Below are 20740 nucleotides of genomic sequence, written 5' to 3' on the forward strand. Positions count from 1 at the left end.
TACCTTTTTATTTTCTTTGTAGTTATTGCCATCTTTATGTTTTTTTTTAAAAGACGTTTTAGGCAGAAACTGGAAAATGACAAGCATTAACTACTATGGAAGTTGAAATTCTAATTATTGTATGTTGTCTTATTCTTTCCGCCTTTTTCTCTGGAATGGAAATAGCATACATTTCTTCCAATAAGATCTTTATTGAAATTGAAAAGAGGCAGTCGGGTGTTCTTGCTAATGTCCTTACAAAATTAACCAAAAAGCCTTCAAAATTTATTGCTACCATGTTGGTGGGAAATAATATTGCGCTGGTGGTTTATGGTTTTTATATGGGAGATCTAATCATGGCTTTATTGCTGGGTCTCTTGCCATCGGAAAGTGGTTTTATAACTGCTATGGTAACAGATTTTAGCTTACTTACTCAAACTATAATTTCTACCCTTGTTATATTATTTACCGCAGAATTTCTTCCAAAGGTCTTCTTTCAAATTTATGCTAATTCGTTCTTGAAGATTTTTGCAATCCCTGCTTATTTATTCTATTTCTTGTTCAGTTTTGTGTCATCATTTATAATTTGGATCTCAGACGTTATTTTAAAGCGTTTCTTTAAGACTGAAGGAGATGAGGTGCAGTTAGCCTTCAGCAAATTAGAACTAGGTAATTTTATAAGCGAGCAATTAGAAACGGTGGAGTCTGATGACGAAGTGGATTCAGAAATACAGATCTTTCAGAATGCCTTGGAGTTTTCAGATATTAAATCACGTGAGGTAATGGTGCCAAGAACAGAAATTGTTGCGGTAGACCAAAGTGTAGAACCTAAAGATCTTGTGAAAATATTTACTGAAACTGGTTTGTCTAAAATTCTTGTCTATAATGAAACAATAGATGATATCATTGGATACATTCACTCATTTGAGCTTTTCAAAAAACCAAAAACCCTTAAATCTATTCTTCTTCCTGTAGTTTATGCTCCCGAAACAATGTGGGTTAAAGATGTGCTAAGTATTTTAATTAAGAAGAGGAAAAGTATAGCAGTGGTTATAGATGAATATGGTGGAACTAGTGGGATGATCACTATTGAAGATATAGTAGAAGAATTATTTGGAGAAATTGAGGATGAACATGATTCTGTAATACTTATTGAAGAGAAACTTGGTGAGGAACATTTTAAGTTTTCAGCAAGACTGGAGGTGGATTATTTAAATGAAACTTACAAATTGGATATCCCTGAAGGTGAGAATTATGAAACTCTTGGAGGTTTTATTACCAATCATACAGAGGAAATTCCTCAAATAGATGAAGATGTTAAGATCAATAACTATCACTTTAAGATCCTTGATGCCACTAACACTAAAATTGAATTGGTAGAACTTCAACTAAAAGACAAAACCTAAATAATTAATTACGTTAATATTTTGCAAATATTAAGTTTTATAATTAGGTTAAAAACACTATTTTCGCCCACTATATTAGATAAATAACAACTACAAATGGCAGTATTAAATAAAATTAGACAACGGTCTGTTTTCCTTATCGTAATTATTGCATTGGCATTATTCTCATTCGTTCTTGCCGATGTGATTCGTAATGGAGGCTTAAGCTCTCAAAAATCACAAAATGTGGTAGCAACTGTTAATGGAGAAGAGATAAGTAGAGAAGATTTTGCCAGACAGGTAGATGCTTACCAACAAAACATGGGACCTAATGCGACGACTTCTCAGGTTGTAAATCAGGTTTGGGATTTAAAACTTCGTGAAGTTGTTTTACAAGAAGAGTTTGAAAAGCTTGGAATTAATGTTGGAGAAGCTCAGGTTAGACAATTGCTTCGTCTTCAATTAGCTCAAAATCCAAACTTCGTGAATGAAGTTGGGATGTTCGATGAAAATAAATTACAGGAATATGTAGCTAATTTAAAAGCTACTTCTCCTCAAGCATATGATCAATGGGTTGCTTATGAGAATTCTATTGCAGAGAATGCAAAAGAGAATGTCTACTATAATATGGTTAGAGCCGGAATTGGAGCTACCTTATTAGAAGGAGAGCAAGCTTACAGAATGGAAAATGACAACATAGATCTTAAATTTGTACAATTGCCATATTCTAGTATTCCAGATACTGAAGTTAGTGTTTCTAAAGATGAGATTAAAGACTATGTTAAGAAGCATTCAGAAAGATTTCAAGTAGAAAAAAGTAGAGATATGCAATTTGTGTATTTTCCGGAAGAAGCATCATCAGAAGATGATTCTGAATCAAAAGCAGTAGTTGCCGGAGTTCTTAATAATAGAGTGGAATTTAATTCATCTTCTAATGAGAATGATACTATACCAAGTTTTTCAGAAGCTAGTGATGTGGAAGCATATGTTAATCAAAATTCAGATATTCAATATCAAGACAGAATTTTATTTAAGAATGATCTTAAAGGGTCTTTCGTAGACCAAGTGTTTAATTTGAACGAAGGTGAAACTTACGGGCCATATAAAGAGGATGGATATTGGAAAGTAACTAAAATGGTAGAAGCTGTTCAAATAGCAGATTCTGCAAAAGCTAGTCATATCATGATCTCTTGGAAAGGTTTGCCAACAGCAGCTGAAACTTTAAGAACAAAAGAAGAAGCAAAAATTCTAGCAGATAGTTTAGCTGGAGTTTTAAGAAAAGACAAATCTAGTTTTGAGGCTTTAGCTTCTGAATATTCAGCAGATATGGCTTCAAAGGATAAGGCAGGAGATCTTGGATTTTTTAGACCTGGTTCTATGATCAAGAGCTTTAATGACTATGTTTTCAGTAATAATAAGGGAAGTATTGGAGTAGTAGAATCTGAGTTTGGATACCATGTTATTTCTATAGAAGATAAAACAGCTGAAGAGCGCGGAGTTAAACTTGCAACTATTGCAAGAGAGATCGAGCCTTCAGAAAAGTCCCTGAATAATCTTTATACTAAGGTTACAAAGTTTGAGATAGCAGCTAAAGAAAAGGATAAAGATTTTGCTGAAGTAGCAAAAACTGATAATTACGAAGTTAAAACAGTAAAAGGTATTAAGGTTCTTGAGGAGAATATCCCAGGAGTTGGTGCACAAAGAAGAATTGTACAGTGGTCTTTTGAAGAGGACGTAAAAGCAGGAGATATTAAACGATTTGAAGTTCCTGGAGGATATGTTGTAGCACAGGTTACTGCTGTTAAGAAAAAAGGCGTTATGTCTGCAGAAGAAGCTTCAGCAACAGTATCTCCAATTTTATTGAAGGAGAAAAAGGCTATTCTTTTAAAAGAGAAAGCTAATGGAGCATCTTTAGCAGAGATCGCGAAAAATAATAGCGTAAGTGTTCAATCGGCAAGTGCCATCAACCTTAATAATCCAACATTAGCAGGAGCAGGAAATGAGCCAGAAGTTGTTGGAGCTGCATTTTCTTTAAAGCCAGGAGCGGTAAGTAAGCCTATCTCTGGAGATAAAGGAGTTTATGTAGTAGAAATGGTAGCAATGAACGCAGCACCAAAAATGGACTCGTATAAGAGTTTTGCTATGAGAGAAGCTTCGCAAAGGAGACAAGCAGTGGTTTCTAGAGTTTTCCAAGCATTAAAGGAAAACGCAGATATCGAGGATAACAGAGCTCGTTTCTACTAGAGATTAAATAACATATTTTTAAAAAAGCCCTTGACAATGTTAAGGGCTTTTTTTTGCTTAAAATTTCTTCTATCAGATTCAAACCAATAAAGCCTCGTCATTTCGACAAGGGAGGAATCTAATTCGAAAAGGCATTGGCCTAATTTGATTTATTATATTTAAAATAATAATGCGGGACTAATCAAATATTTTATCTAAGGATTTTTAGAAAACAAAAGCCTTAGATTCTTAGTTAGAACTAAATCAACAAAAACATACTTTTTTGATATTTAGCTCTAAAATAATGGCGCGTTGTTTGATGAATATTCAAAGGATTAACCAAAATCTTATGAAATTACTTTTACTCTTGTTTTCCTTACTACTTTTCACTTCCTGTATTCCACTGAAAGTTGCTCCTAAGATAAAAGAAGACAAACTTATAGTTGCCAAAAAATTTAAAAGTACACTTCCCAAAAAGCATTCTTATGTGTTTGAGGATCCTAAAGATGCAAATGAATTTTATAATTATATCAACACTAAGTATGAGTTGAATCATGAGAATGTCCAAAACAATGTGCCAGTTTTAATTAATGGGTATCAATATTTTCTAACATTTCATGAAGTTGAGAGAGTTACAAAAACAGTAAACCTAATTCCGCTGGTTGTGGACGCAAGTCTGGATTCAAAAGGATATTCTCCAATATTGGAAGATGTGCATTCTACTCGGACTGGAAATTGGTATATCGTTCTAACGGTATCTGATTCTAAATTGAATGATTGTTTAGATCCAAACTATGGAGATAGAGAAGTGATTATAGAGTATCTTAAAAAGGAAAGACTGGAGTATCTAGCAACAACAAATTATTTTGACGCGCTATTTAGAAAGTAAAGCCTTGTAAAATGATATAAGCCAAATTTACAATGCCATCTCAGTAAATGGAATAATGGTATTGTAACCTTTTTTTGTAAAATAATCCTTAGCATCCTCTTTGCCTGTTGCCAATACGAAATCTCCTCCCCATCCTCCAAGGCTTTTAACAGCCCCACTAAAATCTGGAAAAAGCTCTGATTGCACTTTAGGAGTGTTGATTATTTGAGAAATGATTGTTTCGTGAATTTTTATTAATAATTCAAATTCCTTTAATGATCCACATGTTAGAAACTGGCTGGTTAACCCTGATATTTTTGAAATGTTATTTTGTAGATCTGCCTTTGATTGTGCTCTATAATGTTGGATAGACTCTCTACTATTCTGTTTCTGGTTAAGATGTACAAAAAATAACTCATCTTTGAAAACTGGGTCGAATGATACATTCAGAATATTGCTTATCTCATTGGATAGCTCATACGTAAATGCATTGTTGTGTTGTGCGGCTGCAATATCATATCCACTACCTCCAAAAGTTAATGCTAATAATTTATATGCATCTATTTTAAACCACTGGGCTATATTATTGATCAAAGTGGAAGAGGTGCCAAGGCCCCAGTTCTTCGGGAAATCAAGATTAGTAGTTACCTTAAGCCCATTTGCTTCCTGAAGCAGGTCAGGGTTTAATGAATGTGCTGTTTGTAGTATTTTTAAGAGATTTGCTTCTTCCGAATCTGTTTTTGACGAAGATGAAGTATTTGGTTTTGACACTATTTCATCAATCTCAAAAAAAAGATCTAGCCAAATTTCATTTTTATTATTATAAGCTTTCCAATACAATCCGCTTCTGGAGGCCTTTTCCACAGTTAAACTCTGACCGAATTTTGTAGGTAGCGCTAATGAGATAGCTCCATCTAAAACAACATATTCTCCAGTTATCAATAATTTCCCGTTACTTCTAAAAGTGGTCATAAATGCAAACGCTTAATTTCTGATTTGTTCTAATTGTTCTGCAACGTTACTATGCGTAACCGTATGTTTCTTGAAGTAATGGATAAGTTCTTCCTTTTCAGTTGGTGTTGCATTTTGCGAATTTAGAATATTCATTAAATGCATTTTCATATGCCCTTGTTGTATACCATTTGTTACTAGGGATTTCACAGCTGCAAAATTCTGAGCCAAACCTGCTACGGCCACGATCTCCATCAATTCTCTGGCAGAAGGCTTTTGAAGAATCTCTAATGCTACTTTTACCAGTGGATGAAGATTAGTGAGTCCGCCAACCGTTCCTAAAGCGAGAGGGATCTCCATCCAGAATTTAAAAACACCGTTTTCTAAACTTGCATGCGTTAAGCTGGTATAAGAACCGTCTTTACATGCATAAGCATGGATTCCTGCTTCTACTGCTCTAAAATCGTTTCCTGTTGCTAATACCACGGCATCAATCCCATTCATGATTCCTTTATTGTGAGTAACTGCACGATAAGGTTCAACTTCAGCAATCTTGATTGCTGTTAGAAATTTTTCAGCAAATACCTCATGAGAAATATCTTTGTCTTCATATAATTCTGAAACGGGGCAAGACACTTCAACTCTAACTAAACATTCTGGTACGTAATTAGAAAGTATGCTCATAATCACTTCCAGATGCTTCTCTGCATCATTGAAACTTTCAAAATTATTAGCTTCCGTTTTTAGAGTATCGGCAAATTTTTCTAAACAAGAGTTTATAAAATTGGCACCCATAGAATCCTTAGTTTCAAAAGTGCAGTGCAATTGATAATAACCATCTAGCAAATTTGTTTTGTCTAGAAGCTCGATATCTAAAACACCTCCGCCACGCTTGCGCATGTTCTTGGTAATATCACTAACAGAATCTAAAAGTGATTCTTTAGTTTCACTAAAGAATTTCTCTAATTTCTCTTTATCACCTTTATAAATAAAATGTACCTGGCCATTTTTTGTAGTATTTAAAACTTCCACTTTAAATCCTCCTCTTGTTTGCCAAAATTTCGCCGCTTTACTAGCAGCTGCGATCACAGAACTTTCTTCGGTAGTCATTGGAATTGCTAATAGCTCTCCATTTATTAAAAAATTAGGAGCTATCCCAAATGGTAAATAAAAATTGCTCAGCGTATTTTCTGTGAATTCCTCATGAAGTTGTTGAACTGCATCATCATGGTTCCAATATTGTTTTAAAACTTTTTTAGAATTTTCGGAATTTTGTAGGTATGTTTTTAGCAACCAGTCAATTTTTTCTTCCTTTTTCAATTTAGAAAAACCGGTAATGGGTGTGATCATTTGATAATAGATTTATACAACAAAGATACAATTACTGCTCTTATTCAGTAAAAATGTGATATTAGATTTAAAGGAAGGAACTTTTGATGAGTTTCTACACTTAACATACTATTAGTATTTAACACCCAAAAACGGCTTTTTTTGCTGAATTTTTAGTAAACTTGGCCTACAAAAATTATTTAATACATTTATGAGAATACCAAAATTTGTCCTTACCCTATTTTTGGTGGGAACTTCTACGATTTTTGCACAAGAAAAACAAGTAACCCTAGAAGATATATGGAGCGGAACCTTTAGCCAGGAACGACTTGAATCTTTGAAATCTTTAAATAATGGGACAGAATATATCGTTCTTAATCAAGATAGAGAAGCGGGATCTTCTAGTATAGATATTTACGATTATAAGACTGGAGAGAAAAAAGGAAGTCTTTTAAGTAGTTCAGATCTTACTGAGCTCTCGAGATTTCAATCTTATGAGCTTAGTGCAGACGAAAATATGGTTTTATTGGCTACAGAGGTAGATCAAATTTATCGTCATTCATCTAAAGGGATCTTTTATTTCTACGATGTAAAATCTAAAAAATTAAAAAAGTTAAGTGAAAACAAAGTTCAGGAACCAACATTTTCTCCAGATAATTCTAAAATAGCTTTTGTTTTTGAAAACAATCTTTTTGTAAAAGATTTGGCTTCTGGTAAAGAAACTCAGATCACTAAGGATGGGAAAAAGAATGAAGTTATCAATGGAATTACCGACTGGGTTTATGAAGAAGAATTTGCTTTCGTTAGAGGATTCGATTGGAATGCAGATGGCACGAAAGTGGCTTTTTTAAGATTTGATGAAATTGAAGTTCCAGAATTTTCTATGGATATAATCGGAAAAGATTTATATCCCACAGCATCTACTTTTAAATATCCTAAAGCAGGAGAAGCAAATGCTCTTGTCTCTTTGCATATGTATGATGTAGCTACTGCAAAAACAAGAGATATCAATTTAGGAGAATATGAAGATTTTTATATTCCAAGAATTAAATGGACTAATAATCCTGATCTGTTAAGTGTACAAGTTCTTAACCGCCATCAGAATAATTTGGATCTTATTTTTGTTAATGCTAAAACAAACGAGGCGAAAATCGTTTTAAACGAGAAAGATACTGCCTACGTTGATGTAACAGATAATTTAACCTTTTTAGCTGATAACAGTTTTATCTGGACCAGCGAGAAAGACGGATACAATCATATTTATCACTATGATAAAAATGGAAAGCTTCTAAATAGAATTACCAAAGGAGATTGGGAAGTAACTAATTACTACGGTTTCAATCCTAAATCTAAGAGAATCTATTTTCAGAGTACAGAAAATGGAAGTGTAAACAGAGATGTGTATTCAATTAATATAGATGGTTCTAAAATAACACGCTTAACTGAAAAGACAGGTACAAATACTGCAGATTTTAGTGCAGATTTCACCTATTTTATTAATACCTATACGAGTACAACTACCCCAAACGAATATACTCTTCATAATTCAAAGTCGGGGAAATTGGTTAGAAAGATCAAAGATAATTCAGAATTGCTTGAATTGGAAAAGGCTTTTAATTTTTCGCCTAAGGAATTGTCTACCATAGAAATTAATGGAAATCAATTGAATATGTGGACTATTAAACCTTCAGATTTTGATTCCTCAAAGAAATACCCACTATTCATGTATCAGTATTCTGGGCCTGGGTCTCAAACCGTTTCAAATTCTTATGCAGGTTCTAATGACTACTGGTATCAAATGCTCGCTGATCATGGATATATTGTGGTTTCAGTAGACGGAAGAGGTACTGGATTTAAAGGAGCTGCTTTCAAAAAAGTAACTCAAAATGAATTGGGTAAATTTGAGTTAGAAGATCAAATTGCAGCAGCCAAGAAATTAGGAGAGCTGGAATATATAGATTCAGAAAGAATAGGAATCTGGGGATGGAGCTATGGTGGCTTTATGTCTACAAACGCGATTTTAAAAGGAAACGACGTATTTAAAATGGCAATTGCTGTTGCACCGGTTTCAAGTTGGAGGTTCTATGATTCGATCTATACAGAACGATATATGACGACTCCGCAGGAAAATGCTAGTGGGTACGATGAGAATTCTCCAATAAATCACGTAGAAAAATTGAAAGGAAATTACCTTTTAGTTCACGGTTCTGGAGATGATAACGTACATGTTCAAAACTCTATGAGATTGATTGAAGCATTGGTACAAGCTAACAAGCAATTTGATTGGGCGATCTATCCAGACAGGAATCATGGCATCTATGGCGGAAATACAAGATTACATTTGTACACTAAGATGACTAACTTTATTAAAGAAAATTTATAAAAATCATACTCATAAATTAATAATTATATAATGGCAAATACTGCACCTCCTGCAAATCAAAAGGAATTATTCGGACATCCTATAGGATTGTATATTTTATTCTTCACAGAAATGTGGGAACGATTTTCCTATTATGGAATGCGCGCAATTCTTGTGCTTTATCTTGTAAGTGCAACAACTGGTGGTAATGCTGGTTTAGGTTGGACTTCTACAGAAGCGCTTGCGCTTTACGGTTGGTACACAATGTTGGTGTATGTTGTTTCTATTCCTGGAGGTATTTTAGCCGATAAGGTTTTTGGTCAGAAGAAGGCAGTTTTAATTGGTGGTATTATTTTGGTTTGTGGTCACGGAATCCTTGCGGTAGAGGAAATGTGGGCGTTTTATACTGGTCTTGGTTTAATTATAGCTGGGGTTGGTTTATTAAAGCCGAACATTTCTACTATGGTAGGTGGCCTTTATAGAGAGGGTGATATTAGACGTGATAAAGGTTTTACCATTTTCTACATTGGTATTAACCTTGGAGCTTTTCTTTCCAGTTTAATCGTAGGTTATGTAGGAGAAAATATTGGATGGCATTATGGCTTTGGACTTGCAGGGATTGCAATGGCATTAGGTCTTATAGTATATCTTTGGGGTCAAAAATATCTGACTAATGTTGGTAACCTTCTTTCTAAAGTTGAAAGAAATGAAGGAGCTTCATTAGGTGACTTATTTGGTGATCTACTAAAATCTCCTACGCAGTTAATCATCTCGATTATCTTATTAGGAGCATCTATTTATGGTTGGATATCTTGGGGATTTGGATGGGGACTTTTATTTATATTCTTAACGCTAGTAGTAGCAATGATGCTCATGGTTTATAAAGACCTTACCACTCAGGTAATGAAGGATAGGTATGTGGTTATGCTACTTTCTTTTACTTTGGTAATTGTTTTCTGGGGGGCTTTCGAGCAAGCCGGTGGTTTAATGAATATTTATGCCTTAGATAAGACAGACAGAATTTTACCTTTTAGCTTACCCTTAATAGGAAATGAAGTACCTGCTTCCTTTTTTCAATCTCTAAATGCTTTATTTATAATATTGTTTGGTGTGATCGTCGCTAATTTTTGGGCAAAGCGAAAACTTAAAAACAAAGAAGCTTCTTCCATTTTCAAAATGGCAACAGGGGTAATTATTATGGGGCTTGGGTTTGTATTTATGGCCGCTGCATCTAAAGAATATGCATCTAATGGAGCTGCAGCAATGTATTGGCTTGTATTAGCATACTTACTTCATACTATTGGAGAACTTTGTTCTTCCCCAGTTGCATTATCATTCATTACTAAACTTGCGCCAGTGAGATATGCCTCCTTGATGATGGGGGTTTATTTTGCAGCTACTGGTTTAGGAAATAAAGTTGCAGGGGTGATAGGTGAATTTTCACAAGGAGAACCTACAAGTGTAGAATTAATTGCAAGTAGCGGAGAATTAACTCCGTTCTTAAATGCCAAAGATAGTATCCTAGAAAACAGGAAGAATTTTGAGATTAAAACTAAAATATATCCAGAAAATGGAGAGTTTAAAGCAATAGATCTCAATACGAATGAGTCGGTTTTAGACTTAGTGAAATTTGAAAATGAGAATGGGGAAAGTGAGATCGTAAATCTTTTAAATGAAGAGAACGTAACTAAAGAGAACCCTTACATTGCTGTTTTTAGCTTCAGAAATAACGATGAGGAATTAACAAATGAAGAATTAGATTATTCTGGAATTGTAATAATTGATGAAGTTCAAACACAAACCGAATTTAAAACCTTCGTAGGAATAACTATTTTTACCGTACTCTTTGCGTCACTTGTGTTATTGATGCTAAAACCTCTTAAGAGATTGACTCATGGAGCAGAAGATACTGAAAAAGAAATACCAGAACAGGAGCAGTATGATCTTGGTGAAAAAGATTTTAATTAAGTATTCTCATGGCTGTAGATAAAGCATCCTCTGATAATTTTTTTAAGTCTAATGTAATAGGACATCCATCTGGATTATTTGTTTTGTTCTTCACTGAAATGTGGGAGCGTTTCTCTTATTATGGAATGCGTGCACTATTGGTGCTTTTTTTGACATCAGCTTTATTTAATGAGGGTTGGGCCTGGCCACGAGAGCATGCACTTGCGTTATATGGAACCTATACTTCTTTGGTGTATTTGACACCTATTTTAGGAGGATTCCTGGCAGATAAATATCTTGGCTACCGGAATGCGGTCGTAATTGGTGCTTTTCTAATGACTGTGGGTCATGCAAGTATGGCATTGGATACTGAATTTATGTTATATGTGGGTTTATTCTTTTTAATATTAGGGAATGGATTCTTTAAGCCTAACATGACTTCTATTATCTCTCATATGTACGAAGGTTATGAAGAAAAGAAGGATGGAGCATTCACCATTTATTATATGGGTGTTAATGCAGGAGCTTTCTTAGGAATCTTGCTATGTGGTTATGTAGGTGAACAAATTGGATGGCATTGGGGCTTTGGTCTTGCAGGGATCTTTATGTTCTTAGGTCTATTACAGTTTTATTTTGCTCAAAATATTTTTGGTGAAGTAGGTAAGAAACCCGTTAAGGGAGCAGAAGAGGTAAGCATAGATAAAACTGTAGATAAGTTAAATCCATTTACATTATTTGATAAAGCATTTATAATAATAAGTGCGGTAATAGGTTTGGTTTGGATTATTAACGATCCGATGTCTAAAATTGGAGGCACTAACGTATTTGATTTTACCGTGGCAGGGATGGACGGGTCTAATTTTATGATCTTATTCGCTCTTATTATTTTTATAATACTTTTGGTTTCCAGAATTATTAGGTACAGCCCAATAGTTCGTGATAAAATGATTGCTGTTTCCATCTTTGCCTTTTTTACTGTTTTCTTTTGGGCAGCTTTTGAACAAGCTGGTGGTTCTATGACGATTTTTGCAGGAGATTATACAGACAGAGTGCTGGATGGAGGATCTGCAAATATCTTTAGAGTTGTAAATACCTTGATCACGATTATTCCATTAGGAATAATTACTTGGGTGCTCTTTAAACTTTTTCAACAGACTTTTAAAAAGTATGCATTATCAAATGTGTTTTTAGGAACTAGTTTTCTAATTATATGGGTGCTTGTTGGATTTATGCTTTACAACCAATATCTTCAAGAAAACCCTGAAGTTCCGGCATCTTGGTTTAGTGTGCTTAATTCATTATTCATAATAATCTTTGCGCCATTATTCTCTAAATTATGGGAAAGTAAATACAATCCTTCTGTAGCAGTTAAATATGGCGCAGGATTGATCTTGTTAGGAGTAGGGTTTTTATCTTTGGCATATGGTGCCTATGGAATCCCATCTGGTGCTAAAGTAGCAGCAGTAAGTATGATTTGGTTGGTTTTTGCATATTTCTTCCATACCATGGGAGAATTATGTTTGTCTCCAGTAGGATTATCTTATTTGAGTAAGTTGGTTCCAGGAAGAATGATCGCATTTATGTTTGGAATCTGGTATCTGGCAATCGCTATAGGTAATAAATTAGCAGGAACAACTGGAGGGATGATCGATGCCATTACAAAGGAATATTCATTATCCACCTTTTTCTTATTATTTTTTGCAATTCCTGCAGCAGCAGGTGTTCTTATTATAATGTTACATCCATTACTTAAAAAGTTAATGCACGGGATTAAGTAGAATATTTTGAGATTCTTCATTTATTAATTAATTTTAATAGGATGAAATTTTAATTCGGAATGATATTTGAAAAAGTGTAGAAAAATATTAAACATGAAATTATTAGTTACGGGTTTACTTTTCTTATTAAGTTTTACCGCTATTCAAGCTCAGGAAATCAAATGGATGAGCATGAATGAAGCCTTGAAAGCACAGGAGAAACAACCAAAAAAGATCCTAATGGATGCGTATACAACCTGGTGTGGGCCTTGTAAGTTGATGGATAAGAATACTTTTACCAATAAAGATGTGGTGAATTATGTAAACAAGCATTTCTATCCCGTTAAGTTTGATGCAGAAGGGACAGAAGAAGTGTTATATAAAGATTTTAATTATACCAATCCTAACCATGATCCTAAAAGAAAAGGTAGGAATAGTCAGCATTTTTTAGCGAATGCTTTAAAAATTACTGGATACCCTAGTTTGGTATTTTTTGATGAAAAATCTAATGTTATTGCTCCAATTGTTGGGTATAGAACTCCAGAGCAATTAGAGATCTTTCTTAAGATGATCGCCAATAACGATTATAAGAAATTAACCTCTGCAGATGCTTGGGGTAAATATGAAAAAGAGTTCAAAGGAACTTTTAAAGATTAAGTGTTAGTTAGTTTCCTTCAGTAGATATTACTGATTTTATAATAAAAGCTCCCTTTTCGCCAGTTGCGTGAAAAGGGAGCTTTTTGTTTAGAGCAGATTGTTTCCACTTTTCAATTAGGTTTTTATAGTTACTACCGTCAGCGATTATCTGTTCAGGTTTCAACTTTAAAATAAGCCGCTCAAGATTTAATTTAGGAGAATTTGTAAGCAAAACAAGTTTCGGGTTAAAATTTGGTAGATCATAAATCCCCAAACTATCCACCACTAAAATGTCTTTTCCAGAGAATGAATATATATTTTCAATATTAAAGATAGTATCAATTTTTATCTTATTTCCAATTTCATAATCCTTTATAAAAGAGGGTTTTTCTTTGATATTGCTAGTGTAATAATCAATCGTATTTTGTTGAGTGATAGCAATATCTGTTTGTCTGGCTCTATGAAAAATCACGAGTTCATTATTGGGCTTTTCATACTTCTCAAAAATGAAAACCAGTTGTATAAGTATGATGCTACTAAATAATAGGAGAATGTTTTTAAAGTCATATTTCTTCAGAAGAAAAGAAATAGAGATTAGAAACAATGAGAATACCACACATAGCACCAATGAAAATGAAATGTCTTTGATTAAAAATATTTCTTTTGAAGCTATATAGGCTACAAAATTATTTAAGGCTGAAATCATCCAGGCGTAAGTTTTGGACAATATTATTGGGTCAAATCCGATGAGAATAATTAAAATTAATATAATACCTACAGCCAAGATCAATCCCATAAATGGTAAAATAAGAATATTGGTTAAGAGGAATAAACCTGGGAATTGATGGAAATAATATAAACTTAAAGGTAATACCCCAATTTGTGCAGCCAAGGTTACCGAAACTATTTTCCATAGGTATCTAAAAATTTTATTTTCGGTATTTATTATTTTCATAATTGAAGGTTGAAAAACCACAATCGCGAAAACTGCTGAATAGCTTAACTGAAATCCGACCTGAAATAGGTAAGATGGATTAATGAGCAGAAGAATTAATAGGGAGGCGAATAGAGTGTTTATAATACTGGTTCTTCTGTTTAGTTGCATTCCAATAGCAACGAAGGAGAACATGCTTACAGCGCGCACTACAGAAGGTGAAAGACCCGCGATTAATGCAAATCCCCAGAGCGAAATTAATAAGAACATTGTTTTAACAAATTTCCCATATTTCCATCTATCCATGAATTTTAAAACCCAATTTAATAGGATTAAAATGATCCCTACATGCAACCCAGAAACCGCTAGGATATGGATAACTCCAGCAGCAGCATAGTTCTGCTGAATCTCGGAGGATAGTTCTTGTCTCTGGCCTAATAATAATGCCTGAATAACAGATAGTTCATCTTTTTTAAAATCTTGTTTTTTAAGATTGACTATTATATGATTTCTTAATTTCCCAGCATAAGATCTTAGTGATATTGGAGAATTATTTAATATTTCAAACTGAAGATTAGATATGTTGAGTTGCTTGTAAACTCCCAAAACCTTCATATAACGACTGTAATTGAATTGATGTGGATTTAAGTTTTCTTGAATGTTTTCAAATTGTTTAAGTGTGACAATACGTTGGCCAATCTTAAGCTTAGGGGACAAACTGTCTTTAGATATATTTAAAAGTAATTTCCCTTCAGCATAGTTTGAATTCAATTCAATAAGCTTCAAAATATATCTATCTTGATATTTCCCGGGTTTCAATATTTCAATCACTTCTGCAACAATAAGAGAGGGGTCTTCTTTTAATTCAGTGTCAAAAGAATTAATAATGTGATCTAGGTTGTTTTTTGGAAGTTGAGAATAGGAGGTAAGAAATCCTAGATATAGAAAGACACAGAAGGTCAACACGCCGAAAAGCGGATTTTGAAGAAAACTCCTTTTTGCTAAATAAAAGGAAATTATGAAGCATATAAAAAGTATAGCTCCAGTAATTAAAAGTATAACTGAAGAAAATTCTACATAAAAGCCCAATAGTATCCCGACTATTAGAAAAAATGTAAGCTTAATAAGAGTAAAATTATACAACCTTCAGAAAGTCTTAGTTACTCTTGAAGATAGTAAATAATTAGATCACTCGCCTGGCCATGACAAAATGATCAAACCAGTAATTATCTGCTAAAGAAGAAATTATAACGCCTTTGGAAGTTGAAGAGTGGATAAATAAGATATGTCCAGGTTGAATTTCTACCACCAAGCCTACATGATTTATCACTTTTTTATTCTTATTGGTCTCAAAAAATAAAAGATCACCAATATTTACATCTACAAGAGATAATCGCTCACCTTCTAAAGACATTGCTCTAGAGGTCCTTGGTAGTTCTATGTCTTCTTCTAAAAAAGAGGTGAAGACAAGGCCAGAACAATCCATGCCTTTTTCTGTGGTTCCGCCAAATTTATATTTTGTGCCCTCGAATTTTAGCGCAGTTGATGTAATATTGTAAACTCTATTGTCTTTTGGTTTCTCTGATGCAGAAGCTGTATGGAGCTTGTTTTCTGGAGACTTATGGTAGATTATGACTTCATTTGCATTTAAATTTTGCTGAACTACTGCTCTTTTAGATTTAGAGGCACCACAACTGCTTAGTAATAAAGCGACTAGGCTAAAAAACACATAGTAAGATAATCTACTCATATAAAAACGCTATTTCTTAATACTCTTATAAATTAGTTGTGCAGTCTTTTCACTAGCTCCGGCACCCCCTAACTTTCTTTCTAACTCAAAGTAGGCTTCAAATATTGTATTCCTATTCTCTGGATCTAATATTTTATTCAATTCACTTTTTAATTTTTTCGGATTAAAGTCATTCTGAATTAATTCTGTCACCACTTCTTTATCCATAATTAAATTAACCAGCGAAATATAGTCTAAATCTACTACCCTTTTTGCGATTTGATAAGAAATTGTACTTCCCTTGTAACAAACTACTTCTGGCACCTTGAGTAAGGCGGTTTCTAAAGTTGCTGTCCCAGATGTTACGAGGGCTGCCGTAGAAAGGCTTAAAACATCGTAGGTTTTGTTCATGACTAAATGAACATTTTTCTTTTTTATAAAAGGTTTATAGAACTCTGGGTCTTGGCTGGGAGCTCCTGCAATAACAAATTGATATTCCTTGAAATCATCTGTAATACTTAACATGGTTTCTAACATCTTGGAAATCTCTTGTTTTCGACTTCCTGGCAGCAATGCGATAATAGGTCTTTTGTCTAGTTGATATTTTTTTCTGAATTGATCTGGAACAACCAATTCCTTTTTAGCGATTGCGTCTAAAAGCGGATGTCCTACAAAATGTACCGGGAACTGATGCTTTTCTTCATAAAATTCCTTTTCAAAGGGAAGAATTACATACATTTCATTTACATCTCTCTTTATTGCAGAAATTCTATTTTCTTTCCACGCCCAAATCTGTGGAGAAATATAATATTGTGTAGAAATATTTAGCTCTTTTGCCCATTTAGCAATTCGCATATTAAAGCCTGGATAGTCTATAAAAATTATAGTGTCTGGTTTATAATCTAGAATATCATTTTTACAGATCTTAATATTCTTTAGTATGGTTCTTAGATTAGCTATCACTTCTATAAAACCCATAAAGGCTAATTCCCTATAGTGCTTTACCAAAGTTCCCCCCGCTTCTTGCATAAGGTCTCCACCCCAAAATCTAAATTCTGCCTGTGGATCTACCTTTTTTAAAGCCAGCATTAAATTGGAAGCATGTAAATCTCCAGATGCTTCACCTGCAATAAGGTAGTATTTCATATTAAGGAATTTTAAGTGTTGAAAGTTATCAAATAAATTTGGTAACTGCTATCACAACGGCCATAAGTACAGTTGCTAAGAGTACGCCTCTGGCTTTGTAGATCTGATTCTTTTTTATGAAAACAAAAAAAGGAAAAAAGTTTAAGATCGCTCCAAGGGCTATAATTTTCCCTAAATAATCGTTCTGAAGAGCATTTTGAAGTGTAGCTTCCAAATCCATATTTGAAAACAGGAGAATGTAAAGGAAGATTCCGGCAGCGTTGGCTAATAATCCAATTAGAAAACCAATAAGGACATGTTTTTTAATCATTTAGTCCCCAGTCATTAAGATCATTAATATAATGATGTGCAGTAAGGTCAAATTGAACCGGGACTACAGATACGTAACCATTTTCTAAAGCCCATTCATCAGTATCCATCCCACTATCTTCATTCACAAATTTACCGGTAAGCCAGTAATAATCTCTTCCCTGCGGACTTGTTCTTTTGTCAAACTCTTCAACCCAATAGGCTTTTGCTTGCCTACATATTTTAATTCCTTTAATTTCCTTTTCCTTCAACTTAGGTAAATTCACATTTAAAACCACACCTTTTGCAAGTCCGTTTTTGAGAACTTTTCGTGTAATTGCTTTTATAAATTTCTTAGTAGGCTCAAAATCTGCGCTTAATGAGTAATCTAATAATGAAAATCCTATTGCAGGTATTCCTTCAATACCAGCTTCAACAGCCGCACTCATAGTTCCAGAGTAAATGACATTAATAGAAGAGTTAGACCCATGATTAATCCCGCTCACACAAAGATCTGGTTTACGGTGTAGAATTTCCTGAGTAGCAATTTTCACACAATCGGCTGGTGTCCCAGAGCAACTATATTCTTTATGTGTATATTTTTTGTTTAATTTAATCTCATCACAGTAAAGGGTGTCTGTAATAGTGATTGCATGGCCCATTGCACTTTGTGGCCTATCTGGAGCTACAACAATCACATCTCCTAATTCTTTCATCACCTCAATTAAAGCACGAATTCCCGGTGCGGTAATTCCATCATCATTTGTAACTAAAATAAGCGGTTTCTCTTGAGACATACGTAAATATTTTAAGGGTGCTAAAATAATAATTCTCAAAGGAAAGCTTATCTTAGTGGTCTAACAAATTAATTGTGCAAATGATGAGTGTTGGCACAATTATTAGTACATATAGATTGATATTCAATGATGAAATATATTCGCTTTATGAAAAGGAACTATAAATTTTTGGTGTTGGTTTTGCTTATGGCAGCCGCATCGTGCAGTTTTACTACAAAATCATTCAATGACCCAAATAAGGATAAATTATTAATTGATCTTATTACCTATGTTCTAGAAAAGGGACATTATGATGCTAAGACCATAGATGATGGTTTTTCAAAAGAGGTTTATAAGGATTATTTAGATGCTATAGATCCATTAAAGCGATTTTTCTATGAGGAAGATGTAAAGGAATTTGTTGTTTATCAAGATAAGATAGATGATCAAATAAGAGGTAAAGATCTCACTTTTTTCAATTTAACTCATGATAGGTTATTGGAAAGAATGAAAGAGGTGAGAGGAATATATAAAGAGATATTAGCAGAGCCTTTCGATTTTTCTGAAGATGAAGATATAAATACTAATTATGAGGAGATAGATTATATTTCTTCCAGAGCAGAATTGAAGGAACGTTGGAGAAAACAATTGAAATTTAGCACGTTGGCTAATTATTATAATAGTAAGGAAGATCAGGAAAAGGCTTTAGAGAAAGATTCTTCTTTAAAAGTGAAATCAGATGTTGAGCTAGAGAAGGAAGCTAGGGAAGCTATACTTACCTCTATGGATGAATACTTTGATTTCAGTGAAGAATTAGAGCGTAAAGATTATTTTTCAGTATATATTAATGCTATCGTAGAGGAATTTGATCCTCATACATTCTACTTTGCCCCGCAAGATAAAGATAGATTTGACATTGCAATGTCTGGGAAACTAGAAGGAATTGGAGCAAGACTTCAGAAGAAAAGCGACAACATTACCATCATGGAAGTGATCTCTGGCGGTCCAGCATGGTTAAGTGATAAATTAAGTGAAGGGGATATTATCTTAAAAGTAAAACAAGAAGATGAAGTAAATCCTGTGAGTATTGTGGGTATGCGTTTAGACGATGCGGTGAATCTTATAAAAGGCCCGAAAGATTCTAAAGTAACTTTGACAGTTAAGAAAAAGATGATGGGTAATATTGAAGATATTACCATTACAAGAGATATTGTAGAATTAGAAGAGACATATGCGAAATCTGCTTTAGTGAATAAGAACGGAAAAGAATTCGGACTTATAAACTTGCCTAAATTCTATTTTGACATGGAGAATTATGCAGACAGAAATGCTGCTTCAGATGTTGAGAAGGAAATTATAAGATTGAAAAAAGCAGGAATGGAAGGTCTTGTTTTAGATCTTAGAAACAATGGTGGTGGATCACTTAAAACAGTTGTTGATATTGCTGGATTGTTTATTGAAAAAGGTCCTGTGGTACAAGTGAAAAGCAAAGGTGTAGGACAAGAGATCTTGGAAGATACAGATCCTAGCATTCTATGGGATGGTCCTTTAGTAATATTAGTGAATGAGTTATCAGCTTCAGCTTCAGAAATTCTTGCAGCTGCAATGCAAGATTACAAAAGAGCAATTATTATTGGAAGTAAACAAACTTATGGAAAGGGTACAGTTCAAAATGTAATAGATCTTAATCAGACTGTAAGAAGTAATGAATATGGTGATCTTGGAGCCTTAAAATTAACTACTCAGAAGTTCTACAGAGTTAACGGTGGTTCAACCCAATTAGAAGGTGTTAAAAGTGATGTTGTTGTTCCAGATAGATATAGCTTCATAGACATTGGAGAGAAAGATTATGAAAATCCATTGCCTTGGGATCAAATAAAAGCAGCTAAATATAAAATCTGGGATGGATATATAGATTTTGAAGATGCTATTAAGAATAGTAACAAAAGAATGTCTAATAACGCTCAATTGAATCTTATTGCTGAAAATGCTAAGTGGGTAAAAGATCAAAGAGATGAAGAAACTTATCCTTTAAACTATACGGCTTATCAGAATCATAGATTGCTTACAGAAGAAGATGCTAAGAGATTTGATGCTATATCAGACTATACTTCCAATTTATCTTATGAGTCTCTTCCTTATGAAGTTGAATTGTACTCTACTGATACTATTTTGAAAGAAAAGAGAGATAGATGGCATACAAGTTTAACTAGTGATGTTTATATAGAAGAAGCTATTAATGTTTTGGAAGATATTAAGATTAATAACATTAAGAGATCTAAAGTAGCCACAATAAAGAATTAAAAATTTTATAAGAGTCTGTTTAAAGAACTGCATTCATCAAAATAGTTAAGATAGTAATCTGAATTATTTCAATATCTAAATCTAATTAGTTGAGATCCTGAAATAATTCTTAGTGCAATTCGAATA

At 33.7% G+C, this 20740-nt stretch carries 15 protein-coding genes; 8 read left to right on the forward strand and 7 right to left on the reverse strand.

The annotated features are described in order from the left end of the window. The first annotated feature begins 95 nt into the window (after nucleotides 1–95). From I130_RS02445 to I130_RS02455, 3 genes are all read left to right on the forward strand, one after another. Complete coding sequence (locus I130_RS02445) at nucleotides 96–1385, forward strand: hemolysin family protein (protein WP_034918774.1); 1290 nt, start codon at nucleotides 96–98, stop codon at nucleotides 1383–1385. Between the two features lie 96 nt (nucleotides 1386–1481). Next, nucleotides 1482–3608 (forward strand): peptidylprolyl isomerase, encoded by a 2127-nt coding sequence (locus I130_RS02450; RefSeq protein ID WP_034918778.1) that lies wholly within the window; start codon nucleotides 1482–1484, stop codon nucleotides 3606–3608. A 328-nt stretch (nucleotides 3609–3936) separates the two neighbouring features. Further along, nucleotides 3937–4476 (forward strand): hypothetical protein, encoded by a 540-nt coding sequence (locus tag I130_RS02455; RefSeq protein WP_157480480.1) that lies wholly within the window; start codon nucleotides 3937–3939, stop codon nucleotides 4474–4476. Between the two features lie 27 nt (nucleotides 4477–4503). Here I130_RS02455 and I130_RS02460 read toward each other — a convergent pair whose 3' ends face one another. Further along, a complete protein-coding gene (locus tag I130_RS02460; protein ID WP_034918784.1) occupies nucleotides 4504–5427 on the reverse strand; it encodes a GYDIA family GHMP kinase in 924 nt (307 codons plus the stop codon). Nucleotides 5428–5439: 12 nt separating this feature from the next. After that, nucleotides 5440–6756: a hydroxymethylglutaryl-CoA reductase, degradative gene (locus I130_RS02465; protein ID WP_034918787.1), complete on the reverse strand. Its 1317-nt coding sequence runs from the start codon at nucleotides 6754–6756 to the stop codon at nucleotides 5440–5442. 190 nt (nucleotides 6757–6946) lie between these two features. Here I130_RS02465 and I130_RS02470 point away from each other — a divergent pair, with 190 nt between their 5' ends. The 4 genes from I130_RS02470 (at nucleotide 6947) to I130_RS02485 (ending at nucleotide 13458) form a co-directional block, all read left to right on the forward strand. Then, nucleotides 6947–9118 (forward strand): S9 family peptidase, encoded by a 2172-nt coding sequence (locus I130_RS02470; RefSeq protein ID WP_034918790.1) that lies wholly within the window; start codon nucleotides 6947–6949, stop codon nucleotides 9116–9118. A gap of 30 nt (nucleotides 9119–9148) precedes the next feature. Continuing rightward, complete coding sequence (locus I130_RS02475) at nucleotides 9149–11065, forward strand: peptide MFS transporter (protein WP_034918793.1); 1917 nt, start codon at nucleotides 9149–9151, stop codon at nucleotides 11063–11065. A gap of 8 nt (nucleotides 11066–11073) precedes the next feature. Next, nucleotides 11074–12822 carry a peptide MFS transporter gene (locus tag I130_RS02480; RefSeq protein ID WP_034918795.1) on the forward strand — a complete coding sequence of 583 codons (1749 nt, stop codon included), beginning with the start codon at nucleotides 11074–11076 and terminating at the stop codon, nucleotides 12820–12822. Nucleotides 12823–12915: 93 nt separating this feature from the next. Next, nucleotides 12916–13458 (forward strand): thioredoxin family protein, encoded by a 543-nt coding sequence (locus tag I130_RS02485; protein WP_034918797.1) that lies wholly within the window; start codon nucleotides 12916–12918, stop codon nucleotides 13456–13458. A gap of 7 nt (nucleotides 13459–13465) precedes the next feature. Here the strand turns inward: I130_RS02485 and I130_RS02490 are convergent, their stop codons facing one another. Genes I130_RS02490 through surE form a run of 5 tightly spaced genes read right to left on the reverse strand, consistent with a single transcriptional unit; the run spans nucleotide 13466 to nucleotide 18331 of the window. Then, nucleotides 13466–15514, reverse strand: coding sequence for a ComEC/Rec2 family competence protein (locus I130_RS02490; protein ID WP_083932847.1), 2049 nt, complete (start codon nucleotides 15512–15514; stop codon nucleotides 13466–13468). A gap of 40 nt (nucleotides 15515–15554) precedes the next feature. Continuing rightward, nucleotides 15555–16121 (reverse strand): C40 family peptidase, encoded by a 567-nt coding sequence (locus I130_RS02495; RefSeq protein ID WP_034918800.1) that lies wholly within the window; start codon nucleotides 16119–16121, stop codon nucleotides 15555–15557. A gap of 9 nt (nucleotides 16122–16130) precedes the next feature. Next, entirely contained in the window at nucleotides 16131–17246 is a 1116-nt protein-coding gene (lpxB, locus tag I130_RS02500; protein ID WP_034918803.1) for a lipid-A-disaccharide synthase, read from the reverse strand. A gap of 28 nt (nucleotides 17247–17274) precedes the next feature. Beyond that, nucleotides 17275–17556: a hypothetical protein gene (locus I130_RS02505; protein ID WP_034918806.1), complete on the reverse strand. Its 282-nt coding sequence runs from the start codon at nucleotides 17554–17556 to the stop codon at nucleotides 17275–17277. Further along, on the reverse strand, nucleotides 17549–18331 hold the full coding sequence (surE, locus tag I130_RS02510) for a 5'/3'-nucleotidase SurE (protein WP_034918809.1): 783 nt from the start codon (nucleotides 18329–18331) through the stop codon (nucleotides 17549–17551). The genes I130_RS02505 and surE overlap by 8 nt, the downstream gene beginning before the upstream one ends. A gap of 147 nt (nucleotides 18332–18478) precedes the next feature. Between surE and I130_RS02515 the strand changes: the two genes are divergently transcribed. Beyond that, the gene (locus I130_RS02515; RefSeq protein ID WP_034918812.1) at nucleotides 18479–20614 is read left to right on the forward strand and encodes a carboxy terminal-processing peptidase; all 2136 of its coding nucleotides are present in this window, start codon (nucleotides 18479–18481) and stop codon (nucleotides 20612–20614) included. Nucleotides 20615–20740: the final 126 nt, after the last annotated feature.

The organism is Gillisia sp. CAL575, from assembly GCF_000403785.1.
GTDB lineage: Bacteria > Bacteroidota > Bacteroidia > Flavobacteriales > Flavobacteriaceae > Gillisia.

Excerpts from the sequence above, each read along its gene's own strand:
- I130_RS02445 (WP_034918774.1), top strand. The coding sequence starts at position 96 with ATGGAAGTTGAAATTCTAATTATTGTATGTTGTCTTATTCTTTCCGCC.
- I130_RS02450 (WP_034918778.1), top strand. The coding sequence starts at position 1,482 with ATGGCAGTATTAAATAAAATTAGACAACGGTCTGTTTTCCTTATCGTA.
- I130_RS02455 (WP_157480480.1), top strand. The coding sequence starts at position 3,937 with ATGAAATTACTTTTACTCTTGTTTTCCTTACTACTTTTCACTTCCTGT.
- I130_RS02460 (WP_034918784.1), bottom strand. The coding sequence starts at position 5,427 with ATGACCACTTTTAGAAGTAACGGGAAATTATTGATAACTGGAGAATAT.
- I130_RS02465 (WP_034918787.1), bottom strand. The coding sequence starts at position 6,756 with ATGATCACACCCATTACCGGTTTTTCTAAATTGAAAAAGGAAGAAAAA.
- I130_RS02470 (WP_034918790.1), top strand. The coding sequence starts at position 6,947 with ATGAGAATACCAAAATTTGTCCTTACCCTATTTTTGGTGGGAACTTCT.
- I130_RS02475 (WP_034918793.1), top strand. The coding sequence starts at position 9,149 with ATGGCAAATACTGCACCTCCTGCAAATCAAAAGGAATTATTCGGACAT.
- I130_RS02480 (WP_034918795.1), top strand. The coding sequence starts at position 11,074 with ATGGCTGTAGATAAAGCATCCTCTGATAATTTTTTTAAGTCTAATGTA.
- I130_RS02485 (WP_034918797.1), top strand. The coding sequence starts at position 12,916 with ATGAAATTATTAGTTACGGGTTTACTTTTCTTATTAAGTTTTACCGCT.
- I130_RS02495 (WP_034918800.1), bottom strand. The coding sequence starts at position 16,121 with ATGAGTAGATTATCTTACTATGTGTTTTTTAGCCTAGTCGCTTTATTA.
- lpxB (WP_034918803.1), bottom strand. The coding sequence starts at position 17,246 with ATGAAATACTACCTTATTGCAGGTGAAGCATCTGGAGATTTACATGCT.
- I130_RS02505 (WP_034918806.1), bottom strand. The coding sequence starts at position 17,556 with ATGATTAAAAAACATGTCCTTATTGGTTTTCTAATTGGATTATTAGCC.
- surE (WP_034918809.1), bottom strand. The coding sequence starts at position 18,331 with ATGTCTCAAGAGAAACCGCTTATTTTAGTTACAAATGATGATGGAATT.
- I130_RS02515 (WP_034918812.1), top strand. The coding sequence starts at position 18,479 with ATGAAAAGGAACTATAAATTTTTGGTGTTGGTTTTGCTTATGGCAGCC.